Source organism: Photobacterium sp. DNB22_13_2, from assembly GCF_052873915.1.
Window position 1 is genome coordinate 351,536 of record NZ_JBNNXU010000002.1, and the last position, 17,538, is coordinate 369,073.

Consider the following 17,538-nt stretch of genomic DNA (forward strand, 5'->3'; position numbering starts at 1 on the left):
TGCATTAAGCCACCTATTCTGTGACTGCCTGATAGTTAATGACGACAGAATCACCTACTGAAGCAACGATACCTGAGATACTGGCATGCACAGCGGTACTGAGTCCGCCTTCTGCAGGCTGGCCGATCATCTGTCCTTTAACTACCGCATCGCCCTCTTTGACAATGGCCTGGGCCGGCTTTCCAATATGCTGCGCCAACGGGATACAAACCTGTGCAGGCACATATTCACATTCTCGGTAAGTGGCTTTTACTCCCATGTATTGGCTTAACTCCAAACGCTGGGCGAGCCGCTTAGTCGGCACTCCTCGATACTCCCGCAATGGATGCACCTCGGTTGTTTTTGCTTGCAGCTCCGCTGGCGTTTGCCATTGTAGTTGCTCACGTAACGCCTGCTTGGTAGTGCCACATACCCGACTAGGGTCCAGCCCTTCCGGACACGACCACATCGTACAAAGGTTACACTCGCAGCATGCTTGCGCCGCCAAGGCCAAGCTTTGGTTATTGCCGCCTGAAACCTGAAGCGAACGCATCGCCAAATGCGGTTTAATGGGGTAACCCAACAAATTCCGAGGGCACATGGATGTACACAAGCTACATTGATCACACGCCGCTTTGCCTATCCGGCGAAGATCGGCTTCACTGCGCAATTTAAAGCGAGCTATTCGTGAACTTTTAGGCAACACCAGCAAACCACTGGAGACTTTCGTAATTGGCTTATCCAAATCGTCTGTCACCGAGCCCATCATCGGGCCACCTTCAACAACGACACACTCGTCACGGTTGATACCACCGGCAAGTTCGATAGCCTCACGGTAAGTCATACCAATGGGTAACCACGCCGAATACGGTGACGGGACTTCTCCGTGAACAGAAATCATCGTTTCTGTTACCGGCAAGCCATTGGCTGCGCGAAACACATTGATAAAGGACTCAATGTTATTAACCATCACCCCGATATCTTTAGGTAACCCGCCAGCAGGAATGCGTTTACCCGTGGCATGGAAAACCAGTTCAACTTCATCCCCGGCAGGATAGACATCATCCATCAGCAGTAATTCGATATTGGCTGGCAACAATGTGGTCAGTATCGCAATGGTATCAGTATTTTTCTTTTTAATACCAATGATCCCACGGGATGCACCTACCTGCTTCATGGCCAGTAACATCCCGCCACACAACTCATGTCCCCACTGCTGCATCAAGACCTGATCTTTATACAGCAGTGGCTCACATTCAGCGCCATTGGCCAACACCAGCTCAACTTGGCAATCAAGTTTGACGTAGGTCGGAAAGCCAGCGCCCCCCGCACCGACGACGCCGCCTTGCTGAACCAGGTTCAATAACGGTTCCACATCTACCTCGCCTAGTTAGCTATTGGGTTTCGAGCAACATCAAGCACGGCAGCTTCAAACGCATCACACGCCGCTCGGCACGCCGCTTGTGAACCGGCTAAATGACCGCCACCAAAGTTAGTTTCCGATGGTGGCGCAAACAGGTTCACCAACTGAACATCAGCAGCTTTCAAAGCTGCATCCAGGGCGTACATTGCTTCTAAAGGAGGAGCAATCAAGTAGGCTAATGCCTCGCCCTGCTCGACCCCAGCTTCAGCAGATAGATAACTGCCAGTTGATGAAACCAAATGGGCAAAAAAAGCGATATCACCACTTTCATCAGCACACTGAAAAGCCGCTTCGTCTTCAATAAACGCTTTGGCTCGTTCCAAGCCAGCAATGACATCTGCCGGGCAACCACCAGCCAAAATACCGATCACTTCACCGGATGTCGGGCCGGATGAGTGCGCAGCACCGGCATAAAATGAACGGGCATAAACCACATCCACATTTGCCGCTTTCGTTGCTTCATCCAAGGCGCAATAGGTCACGTCATCACAATCAGACGTGATGATACCTATGCTGTTGTGATGGGGCTGAAGCCCCATTTTTTCCTTGTACACCGGATCTACCGAGGCAATCACACGGGTAGCCAATACTGATGGTTGAATTTTGTCTAAAATTGCCATGCTTCGTTCCTTCTTAGCGCTTCAAGTTAATGCCACTGGCTTTCTGCGCCAGCATGGTTTTTACCAAGTCGACAATCACCGCCGCCGCTTCTACTGGTGGTGTCCCCCCAGCGTGAATATTTGATATTACGGTGCGATCCGACTCGACCGTTTTATCTGTTGGCTTATAGATCGCATAACAACTTAAGGATTCTGACTGACCCAAGCCCGGACGCTCACCAATCAGCAATAAGTTGACTTCAGCATCTAGCAGCATGCCAATTTCATCTTGAGCCTTGACCCTGCCGTAGCGCAGGAAGAAAGGTGTACCCACATTCAACCCAGCATTCTTTAGTCCATTGATCAGTGGCGGAAGAATTTCATCATGGTTGACGGTGACGGCATCCAAACTCAAACCATCAGACAGCACAACCTGTACCTGTGGCGATTTTTTGCAGTTATCACGGATCAGCATCTTGGCATCATCATTGAGTTTGCGGCCAAGATCCGGGCGGGTTAGGTAAACATCTTTATCAGCTGCACAAGACTGCACTTCCAGCAGGTTACGCTCTTGCAACCATGACGATTCGACATTCTTAATCACCGTATCTTTAGAACGTGAGTGATCGGCCAAAAATCGCAGTAAAGCCGTTGTTCTTGGACGAGGGCCGGTACGGCCAGTACCCACACGAGCATCCGTCTGCGACATTAAGTCATCAATCACTTTGCTGTCCGCAGCATCAGTAATTCCGTTCCATTTCTTAAAGCACTTATCTCCCAGATCGGGTAACGATTCAGTACTGTTATTACTCTGCTTCGTTACCTGTGCATCAACCACCTTGGTTACCGCAGCCGGGCTGACATCTTTTTCACCTAACTGCGCAAGTACGGTGGCGACAATATCCTGAATCTTCTGTTCGTTCATTCCTTGCTACCCCTTATTTGAAGAAAACTGATGGGTCGCCCGCCTTGCGGGTTAAACGGCCATTTTCCATAAAGCCCATGGTTTCCATCCACGCTTCAAACTCCGGCGCCGGACGCAATTTCAAAAGCTGTCTCACAGTGGCAGTGTCATGGAATGAGGTGGTTTGGTAATTCAACATGATGTCGTCACCTAGCGGCATCCCAATGACAAAGTTAACCCCAGCAGCAGCCAGAAGAGTCACTAAGTTTTCGTTCGAATTCTGATCCGTATCTGCGTGATTGGTGTAACACGCATCACATCCCATCGGAATGCCCGACAGCTTGCCCATAAAGTGGTCTTCCAGACCGGCACGAATAATCTGTTGGTGGTTGTAGAGGTATTCAGGACCAATAAACCCGACGACGGTGTTTACCAGGTGTGGTTTATAGCGTTGTGCCAATGCATAGCAACGCGCTTCCATTGTCATCTGATCGGCACCATGGTGAGCATCGGCAGAGAGCTCGGATCCCTGTCCGGTCTCAAAATACATCATATTTTCGCCGGCCAAGTTGCAGTACTGCTTACCGACTTCATAGGCTTCGTCAAGCATATCGACACTCACGCCAAACTCCGCCAGACCTTTTTCTGAACCAGCGATACTTTGGAATAGCAAACCACCAGGCGCGCCGCGGCGAACCGCTTCCATCTGAGTACTAATGTGTGCCAAGACACAAGGCTGGGTTGGAATATCCCATTTCGTGATCACATCTTGAATGGCATTTAGCATCTGGGTGGTATTTTCGACGCTATCTGTAACCGGGTTAATACCAATCACGGCATCGCCACAACCATAGGTCAAACCTTCATAGGTTTGTGCCAGAATCGAATTGACATTATCGCGGGTATCATTTGGTTGTAGACGACAGCTAAAGTGTCCTGGCAAACCGACTGTCGCATTGGCTTTGGTGATAACCGGCATCTGACTGGCGCCATACATCAAGTCACCATTCGAGCACAACTTGCCAACGGCTGACACCATTTCTGCGGTTAAACCTTTACGCAAACGTTGCATGTCTTCGTTACTGACATCACTTAGTACATATTCGCGTAGCTCACTCACCGTCCAGTTCTGAATTTTCTCGAACATGGTGCGATTCAAGCTGTCTTGATTAATCCGAGTGATCAAATCGGTTTCGTAGCTGACAACCGGATTTTCACGCAAATCTTTCAATGTCATTTCCGACAGTACATGTTTAGCCGCGACTCGCTCTTGCGCCGTATGCGCCGCAACGCCCGCCAAAATATCGCCCGAGCGAAGATCTGACGCTTTAGCAAGTACATCTTTCACATCCCTGAAATGGTAAGTTTGACCAAACAGGTGGGTTTTTAACTTCATGTAACAACTCCTTTTAAGACGGGAAGGCGAGAGATTTCACAGTTAATGGCACAATCTCCCCGCCGAAGTAACTGTTTCCAATATCGATATAGTCACCCTCATGGGTGATCACTTCGTCAATGACAGTGACAGGTAGAGGATGCAGCTTAGGCTGTAATTCCATCCCCAACGCTTTGCCAATATCGTTATGTACAATGACAAATGCTGGATCCTGATGATTGCCGTGCTGCAGGTAAAACTGAGCTAATTCGGCCGCAACATGCTGCACGGTTTGGTAACGTATTGGCATTCCACGATCGAGCGCTATCGCATAGCGGTCACAGCCTATGGCAAGGTCCATTCGCTCTGCGGCAATCACAATTTGATTGCATATTTCTGGCTGTGGCTGTTGCCAGTCCACCGCGGGGTGTACCACTGGGATATTTTTGAGTGGCAGTTCGTCAGAATTAAGCCAAATAGTTGAGCCCGATAGCGTCAGTGAATACGCACCGGCACCAATTACCGTGGCGCGTAATGTCTGGTTTGGGCGGCGTACCGGATAATCAGTCAACCGACCATGGCGCAGCAATGAGAGCGCAAGTTGAGGGCCAATGTCACCAAAGTTATCTATCTTTGCGGGATTATCCGCTTGGTAGTAACACTCTCCGACGCCGCCACTAAGAAAAACAGCATCAAGATCTTTATGTTCTGATAAGGCCGATGTTTGCAGCAGCTGTACTGCCAGTGGCGATAGCTGTCCTTCCATGACCTCAACAATCAGGTCGGCCATCCGATCAACCATTCTGTTGAGGTGATCAACGGTGATCTGACGCGGATGTAAGGTTTCCCCAAACAAATCCTGCATCACCGCTAATGCTGGTTTATGGACATACACCACATCACCGTTGTCATTTAACTCAACCAAGCGCCCACCAATATTGAGGCAAGCAGTTTCGACTACCCGACCACAGTCAAACACCACATAATTGGAGGTTCCACCACCAATATCGATATTCATCACTTTAAGATGCCCGTTCTGCGCCAGTTCTTGGGCACCACTTCCGCGGCCAGCAATAACCGATTCGAGATTGGGCCCTGCGGTCGCAACCACAAAATCCCCTAACCGCTGCGACAGATCCATGATTGCATCACGGGCGTTATGCGCTTTTGCCGTTTCACCGGTAATAATAATCGCACCGGTTTCAACTCCGTTTGCAAGACCTGCTTGATCGATTTGCTGTTCAATAAATTGCTGTAACCCTAACGCATCGATCGTGCCCTGATGATTAATTGGAGTGAACGTCACCGGGCTCTGATACACGATTTCACGCTCAATAAATTCATAGACCGGCACCTGAGAGGCTGGCGCACGATTAACCACGGTCAGGTTAGAAAAAATCACTTGGGTTGTGGTGGTACCAATATCGATCCCGACACTATGGATAACTTTTCTATCCATCAGCAATACCCCTCCGGTAGCGTTCCGGTAATGACTTGCTGCAATAATGCTGAGATTTGCGCGGATCTCACATCTCTCGGGTTGCCCTGTAGGCAAATGTCTTTCATTGCCTGTTCCGCCAACAAAGGAATATCCCGCTTGGCAATATCAACATCAGCAAGCGAGGTCGGCAGCCCCAAATCCATCACCAACTGACGCACCGCCAACACCGCAGCCCTGCAGCGCTCACGCGGTGTCATGGAATCACGCCCTACACCGAGTGCATTGGCTACTTCCGCTAATTCGGCTTCACAGCTAAGGGCGTTAAAAGCCATTACATACGGTAGTAAGATGGCATTGGCGACCCCGTGGGCAAGATAATAGCGAGCCCCGATCTGGTGAGAGATAGCGTGGGTTAAACCCAGCCCAGCATTACTGAATGCCAAACCGGCTTTATAGGCTGCAACTGCCATGTCATACCGCTTATCAATGTCTTTGCCATAGCCTGCGGCAACGGGTAGTGCCTTACTGATGGCTTCAATCGCGTGATAGGCATACGCTTTGGACAGCGGATTGGAAAAGCGAGAAATATACGCCTCTATGGCATGGGTCAATGCATCGATCCCCGTAGCGGCGGTGATCTCTGCTGGTACACCTAGCATCAAGGCCGGATCGATAAGTGCCATATCAGGCACTAAGGCCGGACCTTTTACGGGCACCTTGATACCCAACGTCAGATCTTTAATCACGGTAATATCAGTCACTTCAGAGCCGGTACCCGCCGTTGTCGGAATCGCCCCCAGCCCTACTCGCCGTGAGGCAATACCACCAACTTGATAGTCAGTCAGTTTTCCTTGGTAATCACCAATAACGGCAATGGCTTTGGCGGCATCCAATGCCGAGCCACCGCCGACACCTAATACAAAGTCTGCACCACATGCCTTGAGGGTTTTGTTACCGCTCTTCAAACAATCACTATCCGGCTCACCGGCGATATCGGTAAACAGTGTCAAAGATAGTCCGGATAATTTGATTGCCGCTTCACAACCTGCCGTTAACCCAAGCTGGTACACTTGCTTGTCGGCGACGAGCAGAACGTTTGACGCACCAAGCTCTTTAAGCACATCCCCGAGTTGATTAACGCAGTAGCCCCCCGTCACAGTGACGGCTGGTGAGCGGAAAGTAAAACCACGGTGAGGCCGGTATTGAGTTAACGTTTGTTGAACAATCGCCGCAACATCGGCTTGTGACACGGCCATCGCTTACTCCTTACCTTCGAGCATCAAGCCATAGCTCGCAATGGCAAATGGCGTCAGGTACAAAGCGCGTGAAAACTCAACCACGTTAATTGTTGGAAATGCCTTACGGAAAATATCACTAAAGCCCGCAATCAAGGTGCCACCACCCGTCAAATACATCGCGGTCGGCTGATGGCCTGCTAGATGAACACCAACAATGTCGGCCATTTTTTCAATGACAGGTCTAGCCATGGTCGCAACAAGTGGGTCTTCATGGCTGCGGCGCTTGTGTTGTTCTGCTTCATCCATATCAACCCTAAGCCCACCCGCAATTGTCAAGCTGACGTGGCGACCGCCCGACGGTTCGTCAAGAGAAGTGACCAACTCACCGTTGGCTATGATGGCAGTCCCTGTGGTTCCGCCACCGACATCAATCACCGCCCCATCTTGGATTTGCAGTAATTCAGCAACGCTGCTTGGCTCATCAATAACATGACTCACCAACACCCCGGCTGATTCCACGACATTGATAGAGATCCGAGGATCGGTTCCTGGCGGGTATGATGTGATTGCATGCTCGACATTCACGCCAAGCTTCAGCTCAACTTTACGTAACTGCTCTCGCACAATCCGGCAAGCCCCCACATAATCAACAACGACTCCGTCTCGCACTACATCGGCCCAATCAAGAAATGCAGCAACCGGTAGCCCGTGGCCATCAATCACAACGGTCTGAATATCTGCCGTCCCTAAGTCAATACCGACATGCCACTGCTGCGGTGCAGAAATGGTTGATTCGTCATTGACCAGTTCATCAATGAGCATCAGGTGTTGATTAACACGTTCGAGCAAATTAGTCATAGCTATACAATCCTGAACGCATCAACTGCGGTACAACGGCGCTTGCGGGTAAACGTTAAGGCATTCGTCACCCCTTCCCCTGTTGGGGTCGAAATCGTCATGGTTGTCCAGCCTTCACCACCAGCACCAATTGCAGCAATCGCAGGTCCATTTTTGGCAAGCAGACTACAATCCATCTCAAAGGCCATTCGGGTTAACACATCAATATTTTTCGAATGAATCGCTGCGGTATGACGATTACCACTTTCAAGTTCCACAGCCCAATCAATTGCCAAATCAACATTCTGGGCCCTGATCAATGGGATAATTGGCATCATCTGTTCAGTTGTGGCAAAGACGTGCTCTTTATCAGCATCAAAGACCAACAGACGGGTATCTGCGGGAACTTGAATATCAGCGGCAGCAGCAATCTTGGCCGCATCTCGTCCTACCCATTTAGGATCGGCCGAAGGATGCTCTCCGGGGTAGCCCTTGAGTACAACACGAGCCACAGACTCAGCTTGCGCTGGGCTTAACTCAAATGCACCGTGCTGACACATGTAGGTTTTAAGTTCATCGGCTATCGATGAAACCGCAATAATTTCTTTTTCCGTCGCACACACGATGTTGTTATCAAACGATGCGCCTTGCACGATAGAAATTGCGGCACGTTGTAAATCAGCCGTTTCATCCACCACCACAGGCGGATTACCAGGACCAGCGGCAATTAGACGCTTATCCGTAACTTTGCGAGCAGCATCGACAACGGCGTCGCCACCAGTCACAACCAGCAGACCGATCCCTGGATAGCAGAACAAGGCTTGAGCATTTTCTAAGGATGGAGTAGCAACCGTGGTACAAATGCTGGCAGGGCCACCCACACTTTCACATGCCTTATTAACCAACTGGATTGCATACTGCGACACCTTCTTGGCAGCCGGATGAGGAGCGAAGACCACCGCATTACCCGCAGCAATCATACTGATCGCATTATTGATCACCGTACAAGATGGATTGGTACTTGGAGTGACAGATGCGATGACCCCCCAAGGGGCATTTTCCATCAAGCTCATACCGGCATCACCTGAAACCGCTTGAGGGGCAAGAATTTCAGTTCCAGGGGTACGCTGGGCAACTAACAAATGTTTGGCGATTTTATCGTCGATACGGCCAAACCCCGTTTCTTCTACTGCCATAGTCGACAGCTCTTTAGCATGCTTTTTGGTCATTCGACGAATGGCCAAAATCATTTCATCCCGTAAGGCCAACGAATGAATTTTTTTCTGGGCAAGCTTCGCTGCAGCAACGGCTCCATCCAATGTGGGATAGATACCGTAATCACCGACCTCATTACCAGAAGACGTACTGGTACTGGAGACATCTAGCTGCATCACTACACGTCTGACAATTTCTTCTATTTGCTGCTGATCCATAATGAACCTACTCCAAGCAACAGGTTAAATTTTCCGATAAAGCTGTTCGCGTGACGCGGTGACTTCATCAATGATCCCCACTACGCAGAGATCAACCGGTGAACCGGTTTGCAAATCGCCGTAAGCCGCTCGGGCCGAACTGCCCGAGACCACCATCACCCACTCGTCTTCGCCCGCTCCAAGCTGATCCATCGCAATATGGATCTCACCCATGCCACTACCCTGCTTATCGATAAACTCGACTAAGCAGAGCTTATCCATCCGCATGTGTTGACTCCGGACAGTTGCAATAACATGACCTATGACTCTCGCGATGCGCATACGAATTCCTCATGCTGTTAATCCCTCAGCACATGCCAAGGGAAAGCCATTACTTCACAGTGATCGGAAATACTTTTTCAAGATCTTGATGAGGGCGAGGAATAACGTGGACAGCCACTAGCTCACCCAAACGCTGCGCGACAACAGAGCCTGCATCCGTTGCAGCCTTGCACGACGCAACATCGCCACGGATCAGCGCAGTAACATAACCAGAGCCAATTTGCTGATAACCAACTAACTCAACACGTGCCGCTTTGACCATCGCATCCGATGCCTCGATAAGCGCAGTCAAGCCTTTCGTTTCTAGAATTCCTAATGCGTCCATTTGTCTGCTCCTAAATTATTTGGTTTCACTGCGTGATTTTGTTGTTGCTGGTTTTGCTTCCACTTCAGTAGTGATCGGGAAGATGGCTTCCAAATCGCCGTGAGGACGCGGGATCACATGAACGGCAACCACTTCGCCAAGGCGTTGAGCGGCAGCAGCACCGGCATCTGTTGCCGCTTTGCAAGCCGCCACATCACCGCGTACCATCGCTGAAACGATGCCAGATCCAATTTGCTTGTAACCCACCAACTGAACGCGAGCTGCCTTGACCATCGCATCAGATGCTTCAATCAATGCAGTCAATCCTTTGGTTTCAATAATGCCTAACGCTTCCATTAGTTATTCCTCAACATTTGTTTGTTTTAAGTTATCGACACAGACAAGACGCCAATACCGAAATATCTACGATATCGTTCGCACTACAGCCGCGAGATAAATCATGTACAGGTGAAGCCAAGCCTTGCAGCATCGGCCCCAACGCAATATATCCACCTAATCGCTGGGCCACTTTGTAAGCAATGTTGCCAGCGTTAAGGGATGGGAAAATAAACACATTTGCCTGCCCTTCTAGCGGGCTATTCGGCATTTTCTGCGCCGCAACCGCTGGGACAATGGCCGCATCAAACTGCACCTCACCATCAATGATTAAGTCCGGGCAGCGCTGACGAACCATTTCTGTCGCTTCGGTAACTTTACTTACGGTCGGGTGATCTGCACTGCCCTTGGTGGAAAATGACAGCATTGCGACCCGCGGAGTTTGGCCAGTGATACGGGCAAAGTTTTCCGCAGTATCAATAGCGATATCTGCCAACTGCTCTGCCGTCGGCAACGGGATCACCCCCGCATCGGAAAAAGCATGTACGGATTGGCCATCTGGTGAGAGCATCAGAAAAAAACTCGATACCGTTTTGGAGTTCGGTGCAACACCAACACCTCGAATGGCAGCCCGAATCACATCACCAGTTGTCGACACATTGCCGCCGATACAGACATCGGCATAACCATGGGCAACCATCACCATGGCGAAATCCAACGGTTGTTTAAGACGGGTGGCAGCTTCCTCAGCAGTGATAGGCTTGCGCTGACGGCTCACATAACTGGCGACCATTTCATCAAAACATCCAGCCGACTCCGGTGAAAGCAATGTCAAGCAAGGCACTGCTATCCCGCTGCGATGGGCCATATCACGCAACCGGAACGGATTACCCAGCAAAATAGGCTCTGCCAGTCCCGCCAATTTCATGTCATTAGCAGCATGGAGCAGACGTACATCCTCAGCATCAGGAAAAACGATACGTTTCGGTTGCTTACGACAGGCTTCCCGACAGGTTTCAAGCAACTTCATGGCCCAACTCCTTGAGAATGTCTTGATGGCCTTTTTCACATTGCAGTACCAAAATCATCACCACATAGACCAAGCTAGACAACCGATTCAAACCCGCCACAATGTCATTTCGACTCAGCAGCATGCAGTCGTCGAGATAGACCTGGCTGGCAATCAACTCAAGCTCGCGAACCAACGCACGTAAATAATTCAGCTGAGCAACCGTGTGGCCATAACACACATCTGGCAATAAATGATCATGACCAAGATAAACCAATGGCTTATGCGACCAACGATGTACCTCATCTGCACCGAAAGAACCAAGGCTAGGCAATGGCAGCGCTTGCTCGGTCACCTCCGCTTGGAGTACTTGCCCCAAATAAGAACGGATATCTGCCATAAAGCCCTTTAGCAGTTCCGGTTGGGCTTCCATCGTGCACTGAGCCACCACACAAAAGCAGATGCAACCATCAAGCTTGCCCCTTAATGCGATCCGCGGATGGGTTTTCGGCACCAACACTTGGTCATTTAGGTGAGTCATCAAGGCCGGCTTATCGGCAATATGCGATCCGCACATCACGCACGCATTCTCAGGAAGTACATTATTGGTTTTCAATGGGTGTACCTGCTCGGCAGGTTCCGGGGCCTCGCCTTCTCGGCTAGAAAACACCTGTCCGTTGTCACTACGCCACTTCACCGTAATTTGCCGCTCAGTGACCATCTGCTGGGCTGCGGGTGTAAAGCGGGTTCCTACCGGTAAAAAGATCTCACCGCCAACACGTAAACCAACATGCTGACGCAAATAATCTTCAGTGATAAAGGCAGGAGTGGCTTTGCTGTCCATGATTATGCCCACTCAACTGGGTATGTAATGTAGACATAGCGCACATGGGTCGGGGTACCGAACTCCACCGAGCTCCCCTTAGGAATGAAAATGACATCACCCGGCTTACCAATCGTGGTTCCAGAGGCCGTCTTCACATGAAACTCCCCTTCCAGTACCACATTGACTTCGTCATAACATAGGGTCCAAGGGAAAAAAGCATTCTCCCATCCCATGTAGCCAACCCCCATGTTGCTGTTGTCTTGGGCACCAATAACATCAGTTAGACCGATATTCTTACCAGGCGCGCCATCAAACTCACCCAACTGGACCGCGCTGCCCCTTACCAGGACAATGCCATCATCATTGATTTGACGGGCTGACGGCGGAGCCTGTAAACCGAAATCTTTCAGCGCTTTACTGATCAGTTCTTTTATCAACGAACTCTGATCACTGTCCACGCTCGAAAGTTTCGATTCGATCTCAGACTGGATCTTGGCCGCAAGCTGGTTCGAACATTCAGCGTCGCTTTTCTTTACTTCAGGCAAAGCCTGGTCGCTGACTGCATTTACCGCTGGTACCGTAACTTGTTGAGGGCATGGCTCCGCGTCGAGCAGTTCAATCTTCTCGACGTTGGCGACATCGCGCGCTTCCGGTGTAATGATGTACTGCGCCACTGGCACAACCAAATAGCTTTTTTTATTCGCTTTTGCTTTACGTATATCCGCAGCAGAAATTAACTGTTTCATTACCGCTTCCCTTGCAATTAGAATGGTTTCAATCAGCACTTACCGGCTGAAGAGAAAGTAAGTGCTCATAGAGTTGGTCAATCGACGAAGGATCATAAATCGAGGTGCGAAAATAAGGTCCGGCTATCCCCTGTCCCTTCAATAGGCGTTCAGCCCTATCACAATCGGCATTCTCAGCATCGGCCTTGCTGATCACCGCCACAATATTCTTATTCGGGTACACCCGTAACAAACCGCTCGGCGCACTGACGCGTTTCGCATCGGCGGGCTGCAAAATCACAATGGTTTTGACCGTCGAGATAGTCGACAGCAATGCACCATTCCACGAGCGGTTATCAACAAACTCCCCTGGAGTATCAATAACACTGCCTTGATAAAAAATAGCGGCCTGCGTTTTACCTGTATTTGTGTCTTGATTAAGTATCTTATTAATCAGTGCAGACTTACCTGCATCCACCTCACCAATAAAGGCGATGTTGGTTATTTTTGGGTCGGTCATACTAAGTCCGAGTTATTTCACAAGTGTTATAAGACAGCGTCCTATTAAGCACAGATATAACTGTATTTAGTGCTTCATCAACTGATGCAACACTACCTGTAATAACTAGAGCTCCAGAGAATCGGTCAAGAAACCCGATATTTACATCTGCAGATTTAGTTGCGATATCGCCGGCGATAATAGATGTTTCGCCAGGTGTTAACGTCAAAATGCCTATCGCACCTTTACTTTCAACCCCAACACGCTCGCATAATTCTTCAGTCGGGTTGGCAACTAAATGAGCAAGTGTCACCTGCTTACCCGGTACAAACTCCTGAATAATCCGTTCTTTACCAGATGATAGATCTAACATTAGTGGATACTTAGAATAAAAACACTAAATCAATTTACACCTATGCTTAGAGTTTTTATGAAACGCATGTCACACAAATTTTCTTTACTCTTATTAATTATTAAAGTTATAGATAAAACATGACAGCAATCACTAAATCGATTAATTAAAAACTTAAGTTGACTCAAAAATAAACAATTAGAATATTCATAGACAACCAAACAAATCATTATATTTAACCATAAAGTAACAGTAATTAATGATTCATTTTATATATAGCTATCAAAATGATAATTTTATAATTGGTTGATATATATATATCAATACAACAAAATTTATAACTAATAGAAAAATAGAAATGCATAAAAAAAGCCGGTGCATAAACACCGGCTTTCTATAAAATAACTATTTATATTGATTAAATTACAGCTCCATCGGCTGATTGGCTTTAAGCAACTTCATACCTTGGATGTGTTGGATAAACCACTTCACAATTGCCAGTACAGCAATGATAAGACCGATAACTGGGATGACCTGCAAAATCTTGTGCAAGATTGGGCTATAAACCCAATACTCAGCCCCGGCAATAATACCCGTGGTTGTTGCCGCCGTTACACCAAGCACAACGAAGAAAGTGAAGAAGTAGAAGAAGGTACGAATGATAGTGTAATAGTGGCTGTAGCTCAGCTCATCAGTGCCCTTGTTCAGCTTATACGCCGAGTAGATTACGGCTGCGATGCCTGAAATCATCAACGTCAGCGGGGTTAGGAAGCTAGCGATATATGCAAGTCGCACTTCGCGTCTTGGATCAGTAGACATGACTTTATCCATTGATAATTGTGTTTAACCTAATTATCACACGTATTTTTGCGCTATCAAGTTTGAATAATGAAGACGCTGATCCCGATCAAGCCTATCCGCTATAGTCTGTTATAGTCACTTAAAATAACAGCGCAAATAAAACAGCCTAGGTGAGCATCCTAGGCTGTTGTTAGATAATATTTTTTAGGCTTTTACAGTTCTTCTGTCGGCTGAGTGACTTCGCTGCCGTCTTTGATACGACGGTGGCCTTCTTGTAGATGTACAAAATCCACCAAATCATCACCACTGACTTGGAAGGCTTGGCCAAAGCCCTTAACGAACAAGCCTTGAGTTGGCTCAAACCGAAACATTTTGAAATCTTCCAAGCCACTTAGGCCATCAATAATTTCACCAAAACGCTCTTTTAGCTGTTCAACCGCTGCGAGCCACTTATCAGTCTCACGCTCGACTACTACCACGTTGGCTTCAAACGTTAAACGCTTACGTGCATAAATGGTTTTAGATGAAGCTTCATCTTCAATCATCATCAAAGAAACCTGAGGATTCTCCAGCAAATTCCGGGCGTGCTTAGCAATCTGGCTGATCAGCACGTAGTAGCCATCGTCAAGCAACGCAAACGGTGCGTAACTTACATTCGGTTTACCATCAGCATCAACAGTCGCCAGCTGAATCGTCTGGCAAGATTGGCGGAATTCTGAGATTTCTGGGCCTAGACGGTTTTGAAGGCGCTCTTGCTTTACAGCATTCATTCTGACTTTCTCCGTTATTATACCCAAGCTACTTGAGGTAACTTAGGTATATTGTTATTTGAATTTTGTTTTAAGTGCTTGGAATTTTTCAATCTGCTCAGGGAACAGCTGACGTTTTTTATCGCGACCTAGATACACTTTGAATACACACTCGCCTCCCTGAACAAAGAAACCAATGAAGTAGCTTTCTTGCCCCATGAATGGCTTACTAACCAAACCGATATCTGTCACTAAATCTAGGCGAAGGTGGCCATGCAATTCACCCTCTTTACCCATTAGATTGTAGTAACCACGGGCTTCTTTACCTTTCGGGAAAGGGGCTTTTACTTCGAAGATAGAGGCCATAGAGTGAACAATAGTTGTCACAGGTCCCCATGTTGGTAGATCTTCTAAAATCGCTTTTGCATGCTCACCCGAGATGGCAACCACCAACTCTTCAGGGAAGGCCATTACGACTTCACCTTCAGTCACACCTAAAGTGTCTGCAATCGCCATTGCGTGAAGTTTCGGTTCAACGGCAAGTTGTTCAGCCACTTGGGCTTTTAGCGCTTCAAATGAAATTTTATCAAACACGATTTGTCTCCAAGTACATCAATGTACAGATCTTTTATTAGGTTATATTTAATTCGTTTATGCGGCGACGTGCTTAATCGCACTCTGTTGCAAAACTTGAATCATCGACTGGGCCAAGGTGACAGACCAGAACGTCCCGGCTAAGGTCAACGAGAGGTACTGACCTTCTAGTTTCACCAAACCGTTCTTTTGCCACGCTTCAAACAATGGCTGACAACAACCAAAGATATCTTGGCCAAACTTTTGCCGGAAATCTTTTGCAGACAGGAAACCGCGGTCAAAGCTGGCTTTAATTTCGGAATGTAATCCAGCCTGAGGGCCAGACTTAGTCATCATGGCTAACGGAAGCTGTTCAGCTTTAATTGCTTCGATATAAGCGTCCAAGGTTCTGTGTTGCATGAAACCGAACCCACCGACGTTACCACCAGCACCCGCGCCTAAAGGCAATACTTCAGCTGATGTCTTAGCGAGGCTGTTATAAATACTGCGCTCTCGGTTATCACGAGCCCAATGGTTTCCACTTAACCGGCGTAGATGGTGCTGCGCCATAAAGTTTACGCCATATTCAAACATGGAGGCTTTAGTCGGCGTATCAGCAGGCTCTGGAAGGCGGCCTTGCTCAATCATGCCTTTCATCGGTGTTCCTCCCATCTCAATCAGCTGATAGAGATCAACACCATGTGCGCCACTGTCTAGAAAATCCTCAAGATCTTGCTGCCAAACGGCCATATCTTGATAAGGTAGACCAAACAGTAAGTCGATAACAATCGGCGCGGCATTCGTCGCACTGAGAGACTGAATACGTTCTAACACCGGCTCGCGGTCATCAAGGCGCTTGGCCTTGCGGCGAACGGTGGTATCAAAACTCTGGACACCAAATGAGAAACGGTTGAAACCACCTTCGAGTGCACCTTCAAACATGCGATCATCGAAACGGTTAATTCGCCCTTCCAGAGTAATTTCACAGTCAGTGGTCAATGGGAAGTGAGCTTTAACCATTTTACCCAAACGGGTCACTTGTTCGGCAGTTAGATCGGTTGGTGTTCCTCCCCCAACATACACGGCACGGAATGGTGCTGCTTGCGTCCATGGCATTGAAGCTTTGGCTTTAAGCTCTACCATCAATGCATCGAAGTAATCATCAATCAATGATTGGCTAGATGCATACTGAAAGAAATTGCAGTAAGTGCATCGAACACGACAAAAGGGAATATGGATATATAGACAACGGCTTTTTAGGGTTTCAGGTACCGTTGATAGCGCTTGATTCGCGAGACTCTGTCGCTCCTCCTCAGCAACCATTGCCGACATGCCACCAGCATGCGCCGAGCGCTTGTTAGCAAATGCATATCGAAGTGGATCGGGGGTGTGCTTTCCTACGACCTCTTCGGTCAGTAGCTCCGGCGGCAACACTGCAGATTCTAAGGCTTGTTCTTCAATCATCTACTTCTTTGTCGAGCTAGTTTCCTAGCCCCTCCTCAACAGGCTAATTCCTGCCAGATTTCCTCACTAGATCAACAGTACTTGGCTGTCGTGTTCTAGTACCACGTTGAGCAAACGGGATACCCAAGTGACTTTAAGTCACAGTTACTTGAGCCTAACTACTTTCTGTTGGGCTTTGCCCCATTTATATAAGTGAAATGATAACCACTCTTATTTGCAGGCAATCATAAGCACCACCAAATAATATTGCAAATGATAATTGATATTATTTTCATTACGTGGATAATGAGAACCATTCTTGATTAAGACAACTAAATGATAATTTGCTTTATAAGTGGTTATTCATTGAA

At 48.2% G+C, this 17,538-nt stretch carries 20 protein-coding genes; all 20 read right to left on the reverse strand.

Annotated features, from left to right (window positions below):
* Positions 1–13: 13 nt before the first annotated feature.
* Positions 14–1,354: a 4Fe-4S dicluster domain-containing protein gene (locus tag ACVA58_RS04780; protein WP_446509290.1), complete on the reverse strand. Its 1,341-nt coding sequence runs from the start codon at positions 1,352–1,354 to the stop codon at positions 14–16.
* A gap of 11 nt (positions 1,355–1,365) precedes the next feature.
* Complete coding sequence (gene eutL, locus ACVA58_RS04785; RefSeq protein ID WP_446509291.1) at positions 1,366–2,022, reverse strand: ethanolamine utilization microcompartment protein EutL; 657 nt, start codon at positions 2,020–2,022, stop codon at positions 1,366–1,368.
* A gap of 13 nt (positions 2,023–2,035) precedes the next feature.
* The gene (eutC, locus tag ACVA58_RS04790; protein ID WP_446509292.1) at positions 2,036–2,926 is read right to left on the reverse strand and encodes an ethanolamine ammonia-lyase subunit EutC; all 891 of its coding nucleotides are present in this window, start codon (positions 2,924–2,926) and stop codon (positions 2,036–2,038) included.
* A gap of 13 nt (positions 2,927–2,939) precedes the next feature.
* On the reverse strand, positions 2,940–4,301 hold the full coding sequence (locus tag ACVA58_RS04795) for an ethanolamine ammonia-lyase subunit EutB (RefSeq protein WP_446509293.1): 1,362 nt from the start codon (positions 4,299–4,301) through the stop codon (positions 2,940–2,942).
* Between the two features lie 13 nt (positions 4,302–4,314).
* Positions 4,315–5,739, reverse strand: a complete 1,425-nt coding sequence (locus ACVA58_RS04800) for an ethanolamine ammonia-lyase reactivating factor EutA (protein WP_446509294.1) — start codon at positions 5,737–5,739, stop codon at positions 4,315–4,317.
* A complete protein-coding gene (locus ACVA58_RS04805) occupies positions 5,739–6,977 on the reverse strand; it encodes an iron-containing alcohol dehydrogenase (protein ID WP_446509295.1) in 1,239 nt (412 codons plus the stop codon). Before ACVA58_RS04805 ends, ACVA58_RS04800 begins: the two co-directional genes overlap by 1 nt.
* A gap of 3 nt (positions 6,978–6,980) precedes the next feature.
* Positions 6,981–7,817, reverse strand: coding sequence for an ethanolamine utilization protein EutJ (gene eutJ, locus ACVA58_RS04810; protein WP_446509296.1), 837 nt, complete (start codon positions 7,815–7,817; stop codon positions 6,981–6,983).
* Positions 7,818–7,819: 2 nt separating this feature from the next.
* A complete protein-coding gene (locus ACVA58_RS04815; RefSeq protein WP_446509297.1) occupies positions 7,820–9,229 on the reverse strand; it encodes an aldehyde dehydrogenase family protein in 1,410 nt (469 codons plus the stop codon).
* A 24-nt stretch (positions 9,230–9,253) separates the two neighbouring features.
* Entirely contained in the window at positions 9,254–9,550 is a 297-nt protein-coding gene (locus tag ACVA58_RS04820) for a EutN/CcmL family microcompartment protein (RefSeq protein ID WP_446509298.1), read from the reverse strand.
* Between the two features lie 49 nt (positions 9,551–9,599).
* The gene (gene eutM / locus ACVA58_RS04825) at positions 9,600–9,875 is read right to left on the reverse strand and encodes an ethanolamine utilization microcompartment protein EutM (protein WP_107348726.1); all 276 of its coding nucleotides are present in this window, start codon (positions 9,873–9,875) and stop codon (positions 9,600–9,602) included.
* Positions 9,876–9,890: 15 nt separating this feature from the next.
* Positions 9,891–10,211: an ethanolamine utilization microcompartment protein EutM gene (eutM, locus tag ACVA58_RS04830; protein WP_107348725.1), complete on the reverse strand. Its 321-nt coding sequence runs from the start codon at positions 10,209–10,211 to the stop codon at positions 9,891–9,893.
* Positions 10,212–10,242: 31 nt separating this feature from the next.
* Positions 10,243–11,220, reverse strand: a complete 978-nt coding sequence (pta, locus tag ACVA58_RS04835) for a phosphate acetyltransferase (RefSeq protein WP_446509299.1) — start codon at positions 11,218–11,220, stop codon at positions 10,243–10,245.
* The gene (gene eutT, locus ACVA58_RS04840; RefSeq protein ID WP_446509300.1) at positions 11,207–12,043 is read right to left on the reverse strand and encodes an ethanolamine utilization cob(I)yrinic acid a,c-diamide adenosyltransferase EutT; all 837 of its coding nucleotides are present in this window, start codon (positions 12,041–12,043) and stop codon (positions 11,207–11,209) included. The genes pta and eutT overlap by 14 nt, the downstream gene beginning before the upstream one ends.
* Positions 12,044–12,045: 2 nt before the next feature.
* Entirely contained in the window at positions 12,046–12,771 is a 726-nt protein-coding gene (gene eutQ / locus ACVA58_RS04845) for an ethanolamine utilization acetate kinase EutQ (protein WP_446509301.1), read from the reverse strand.
* Between the two features lie 28 nt (positions 12,772–12,799).
* Positions 12,800–13,270 carry a EutP/PduV family microcompartment system protein gene (locus ACVA58_RS04850; RefSeq protein ID WP_446509302.1) on the reverse strand — a complete coding sequence of 157 codons (471 nt, stop codon included), beginning with the start codon at positions 13,268–13,270 and terminating at the stop codon, positions 12,800–12,802.
* A 1-nt stretch (position 13,271) separates the two neighbouring features.
* On the reverse strand, positions 13,272–13,622 hold the full coding sequence (gene eutS, locus ACVA58_RS04855; protein WP_446509303.1) for an ethanolamine utilization microcompartment protein EutS: 351 nt from the start codon (positions 13,620–13,622) through the stop codon (positions 13,272–13,274).
* Positions 13,623–14,024: 402 nt separating this feature from the next.
* Positions 14,025–14,420: a hypothetical protein gene (locus ACVA58_RS04860; RefSeq protein ID WP_446509304.1), complete on the reverse strand. Its 396-nt coding sequence runs from the start codon at positions 14,418–14,420 to the stop codon at positions 14,025–14,027.
* Between the two features lie 194 nt (positions 14,421–14,614).
* Positions 14,615–15,172 carry a heme utilization protein HutZ gene (gene hutZ / locus ACVA58_RS04865; protein ID WP_446509305.1) on the reverse strand — a complete coding sequence of 186 codons (558 nt, stop codon included), beginning with the start codon at positions 15,170–15,172 and terminating at the stop codon, positions 14,615–14,617.
* A gap of 54 nt (positions 15,173–15,226) precedes the next feature.
* A complete protein-coding gene (gene hutX, locus ACVA58_RS04870) occupies positions 15,227–15,745 on the reverse strand; it encodes a heme utilization cystosolic carrier protein HutX (RefSeq protein WP_446509306.1) in 519 nt (172 codons plus the stop codon).
* 57 nt (positions 15,746–15,802) lie between these two features.
* On the reverse strand, positions 15,803–17,188 hold the full coding sequence (gene hutW / locus ACVA58_RS04875; protein WP_446509307.1) for a heme anaerobic degradation radical SAM methyltransferase ChuW/HutW: 1,386 nt from the start codon (positions 17,186–17,188) through the stop codon (positions 15,803–15,805).
* Between the last annotated feature and the right edge of the window lie 350 nt (positions 17,189–17,538).

What these genes read in the sequence shown, in the direction of transcription:
- eutM (WP_107348726.1), bottom strand. Translation starts at nt 9,875, where the DNA reads ATGGACGCATTAGGAATTCTAGAAACGAAAGGCTTGACTGCGCTTATC.
- eutJ (WP_446509296.1), bottom strand. Translation starts at nt 7,817, where the DNA reads ATGACTAATTTGCTCGAACGTGTTAATCAACACCTGATGCTCATTGAT.
- hutZ (WP_446509305.1), bottom strand. Translation starts at nt 15,172, where the DNA reads ATGAATGCTGTAAAGCAAGAGCGCCTTCAAAACCGTCTAGGCCCAGAA.
- ACVA58_RS04815 (WP_446509297.1), bottom strand. Translation starts at nt 9,229, where the DNA reads ATGGATCAGCAGCAAATAGAAGAAATTGTCAGACGTGTAGTGATGCAG.
- eutL (WP_446509291.1), bottom strand. Translation starts at nt 2,022, where the DNA reads ATGGCAATTTTAGACAAAATTCAACCATCAGTATTGGCTACCCGTGTG.
- ACVA58_RS04820 (WP_446509298.1), bottom strand. Translation starts at nt 9,550, where the DNA reads ATGCGCATCGCGAGAGTCATAGGTCATGTTATTGCAACTGTCCGGAGT.
- eutT (WP_446509300.1), bottom strand. Translation starts at nt 12,043, where the DNA reads ATGGACAGCAAAGCCACTCCTGCCTTTATCACTGAAGATTATTTGCGT.
- eutM (WP_107348725.1), bottom strand. Translation starts at nt 10,211, where the DNA reads ATGGAAGCGTTAGGCATTATTGAAACCAAAGGATTGACTGCATTGATT.
- ACVA58_RS04800 (WP_446509294.1), bottom strand. Translation starts at nt 5,739, where the DNA reads ATGGATAGAAAAGTTATCCATAGTGTCGGGATCGATATTGGTACCACC.
- ACVA58_RS04860 (WP_446509304.1), bottom strand. Translation starts at nt 14,420, where the DNA reads ATGTCTACTGATCCAAGACGCGAAGTGCGACTTGCATATATCGCTAGC.
- eutQ (WP_446509301.1), bottom strand. Translation starts at nt 12,771, where the DNA reads ATGAAACAGTTAATTTCTGCTGCGGATATACGTAAAGCAAAAGCGAAT.
- ACVA58_RS04795 (WP_446509293.1), bottom strand. Translation starts at nt 4,301, where the DNA reads ATGAAGTTAAAAACCCACCTGTTTGGTCAAACTTACCATTTCAGGGAT.
- hutW (WP_446509307.1), bottom strand. Translation starts at nt 17,188, where the DNA reads ATGATTGAAGAACAAGCCTTAGAATCTGCAGTGTTGCCGCCGGAGCTA.
- eutC (WP_446509292.1), bottom strand. Translation starts at nt 2,926, where the DNA reads ATGAACGAACAGAAGATTCAGGATATTGTCGCCACCGTACTTGCGCAG.
- ACVA58_RS04850 (WP_446509302.1), bottom strand. Translation starts at nt 13,270, where the DNA reads ATGACCGACCCAAAAATAACCAACATCGCCTTTATTGGTGAGGTGGAT.
- pta (WP_446509299.1), bottom strand. Translation starts at nt 11,220, where the DNA reads ATGAAGTTGCTTGAAACCTGTCGGGAAGCCTGTCGTAAGCAACCGAAA.
- eutS (WP_446509303.1), bottom strand. Translation starts at nt 13,622, where the DNA reads ATGTTAGATCTATCATCTGGTAAAGAACGGATTATTCAGGAGTTTGTA.
- ACVA58_RS04805 (WP_446509295.1), bottom strand. Translation starts at nt 6,977, where the DNA reads ATGGCCGTGTCACAAGCCGATGTTGCGGCGATTGTTCAACAAACGTTA.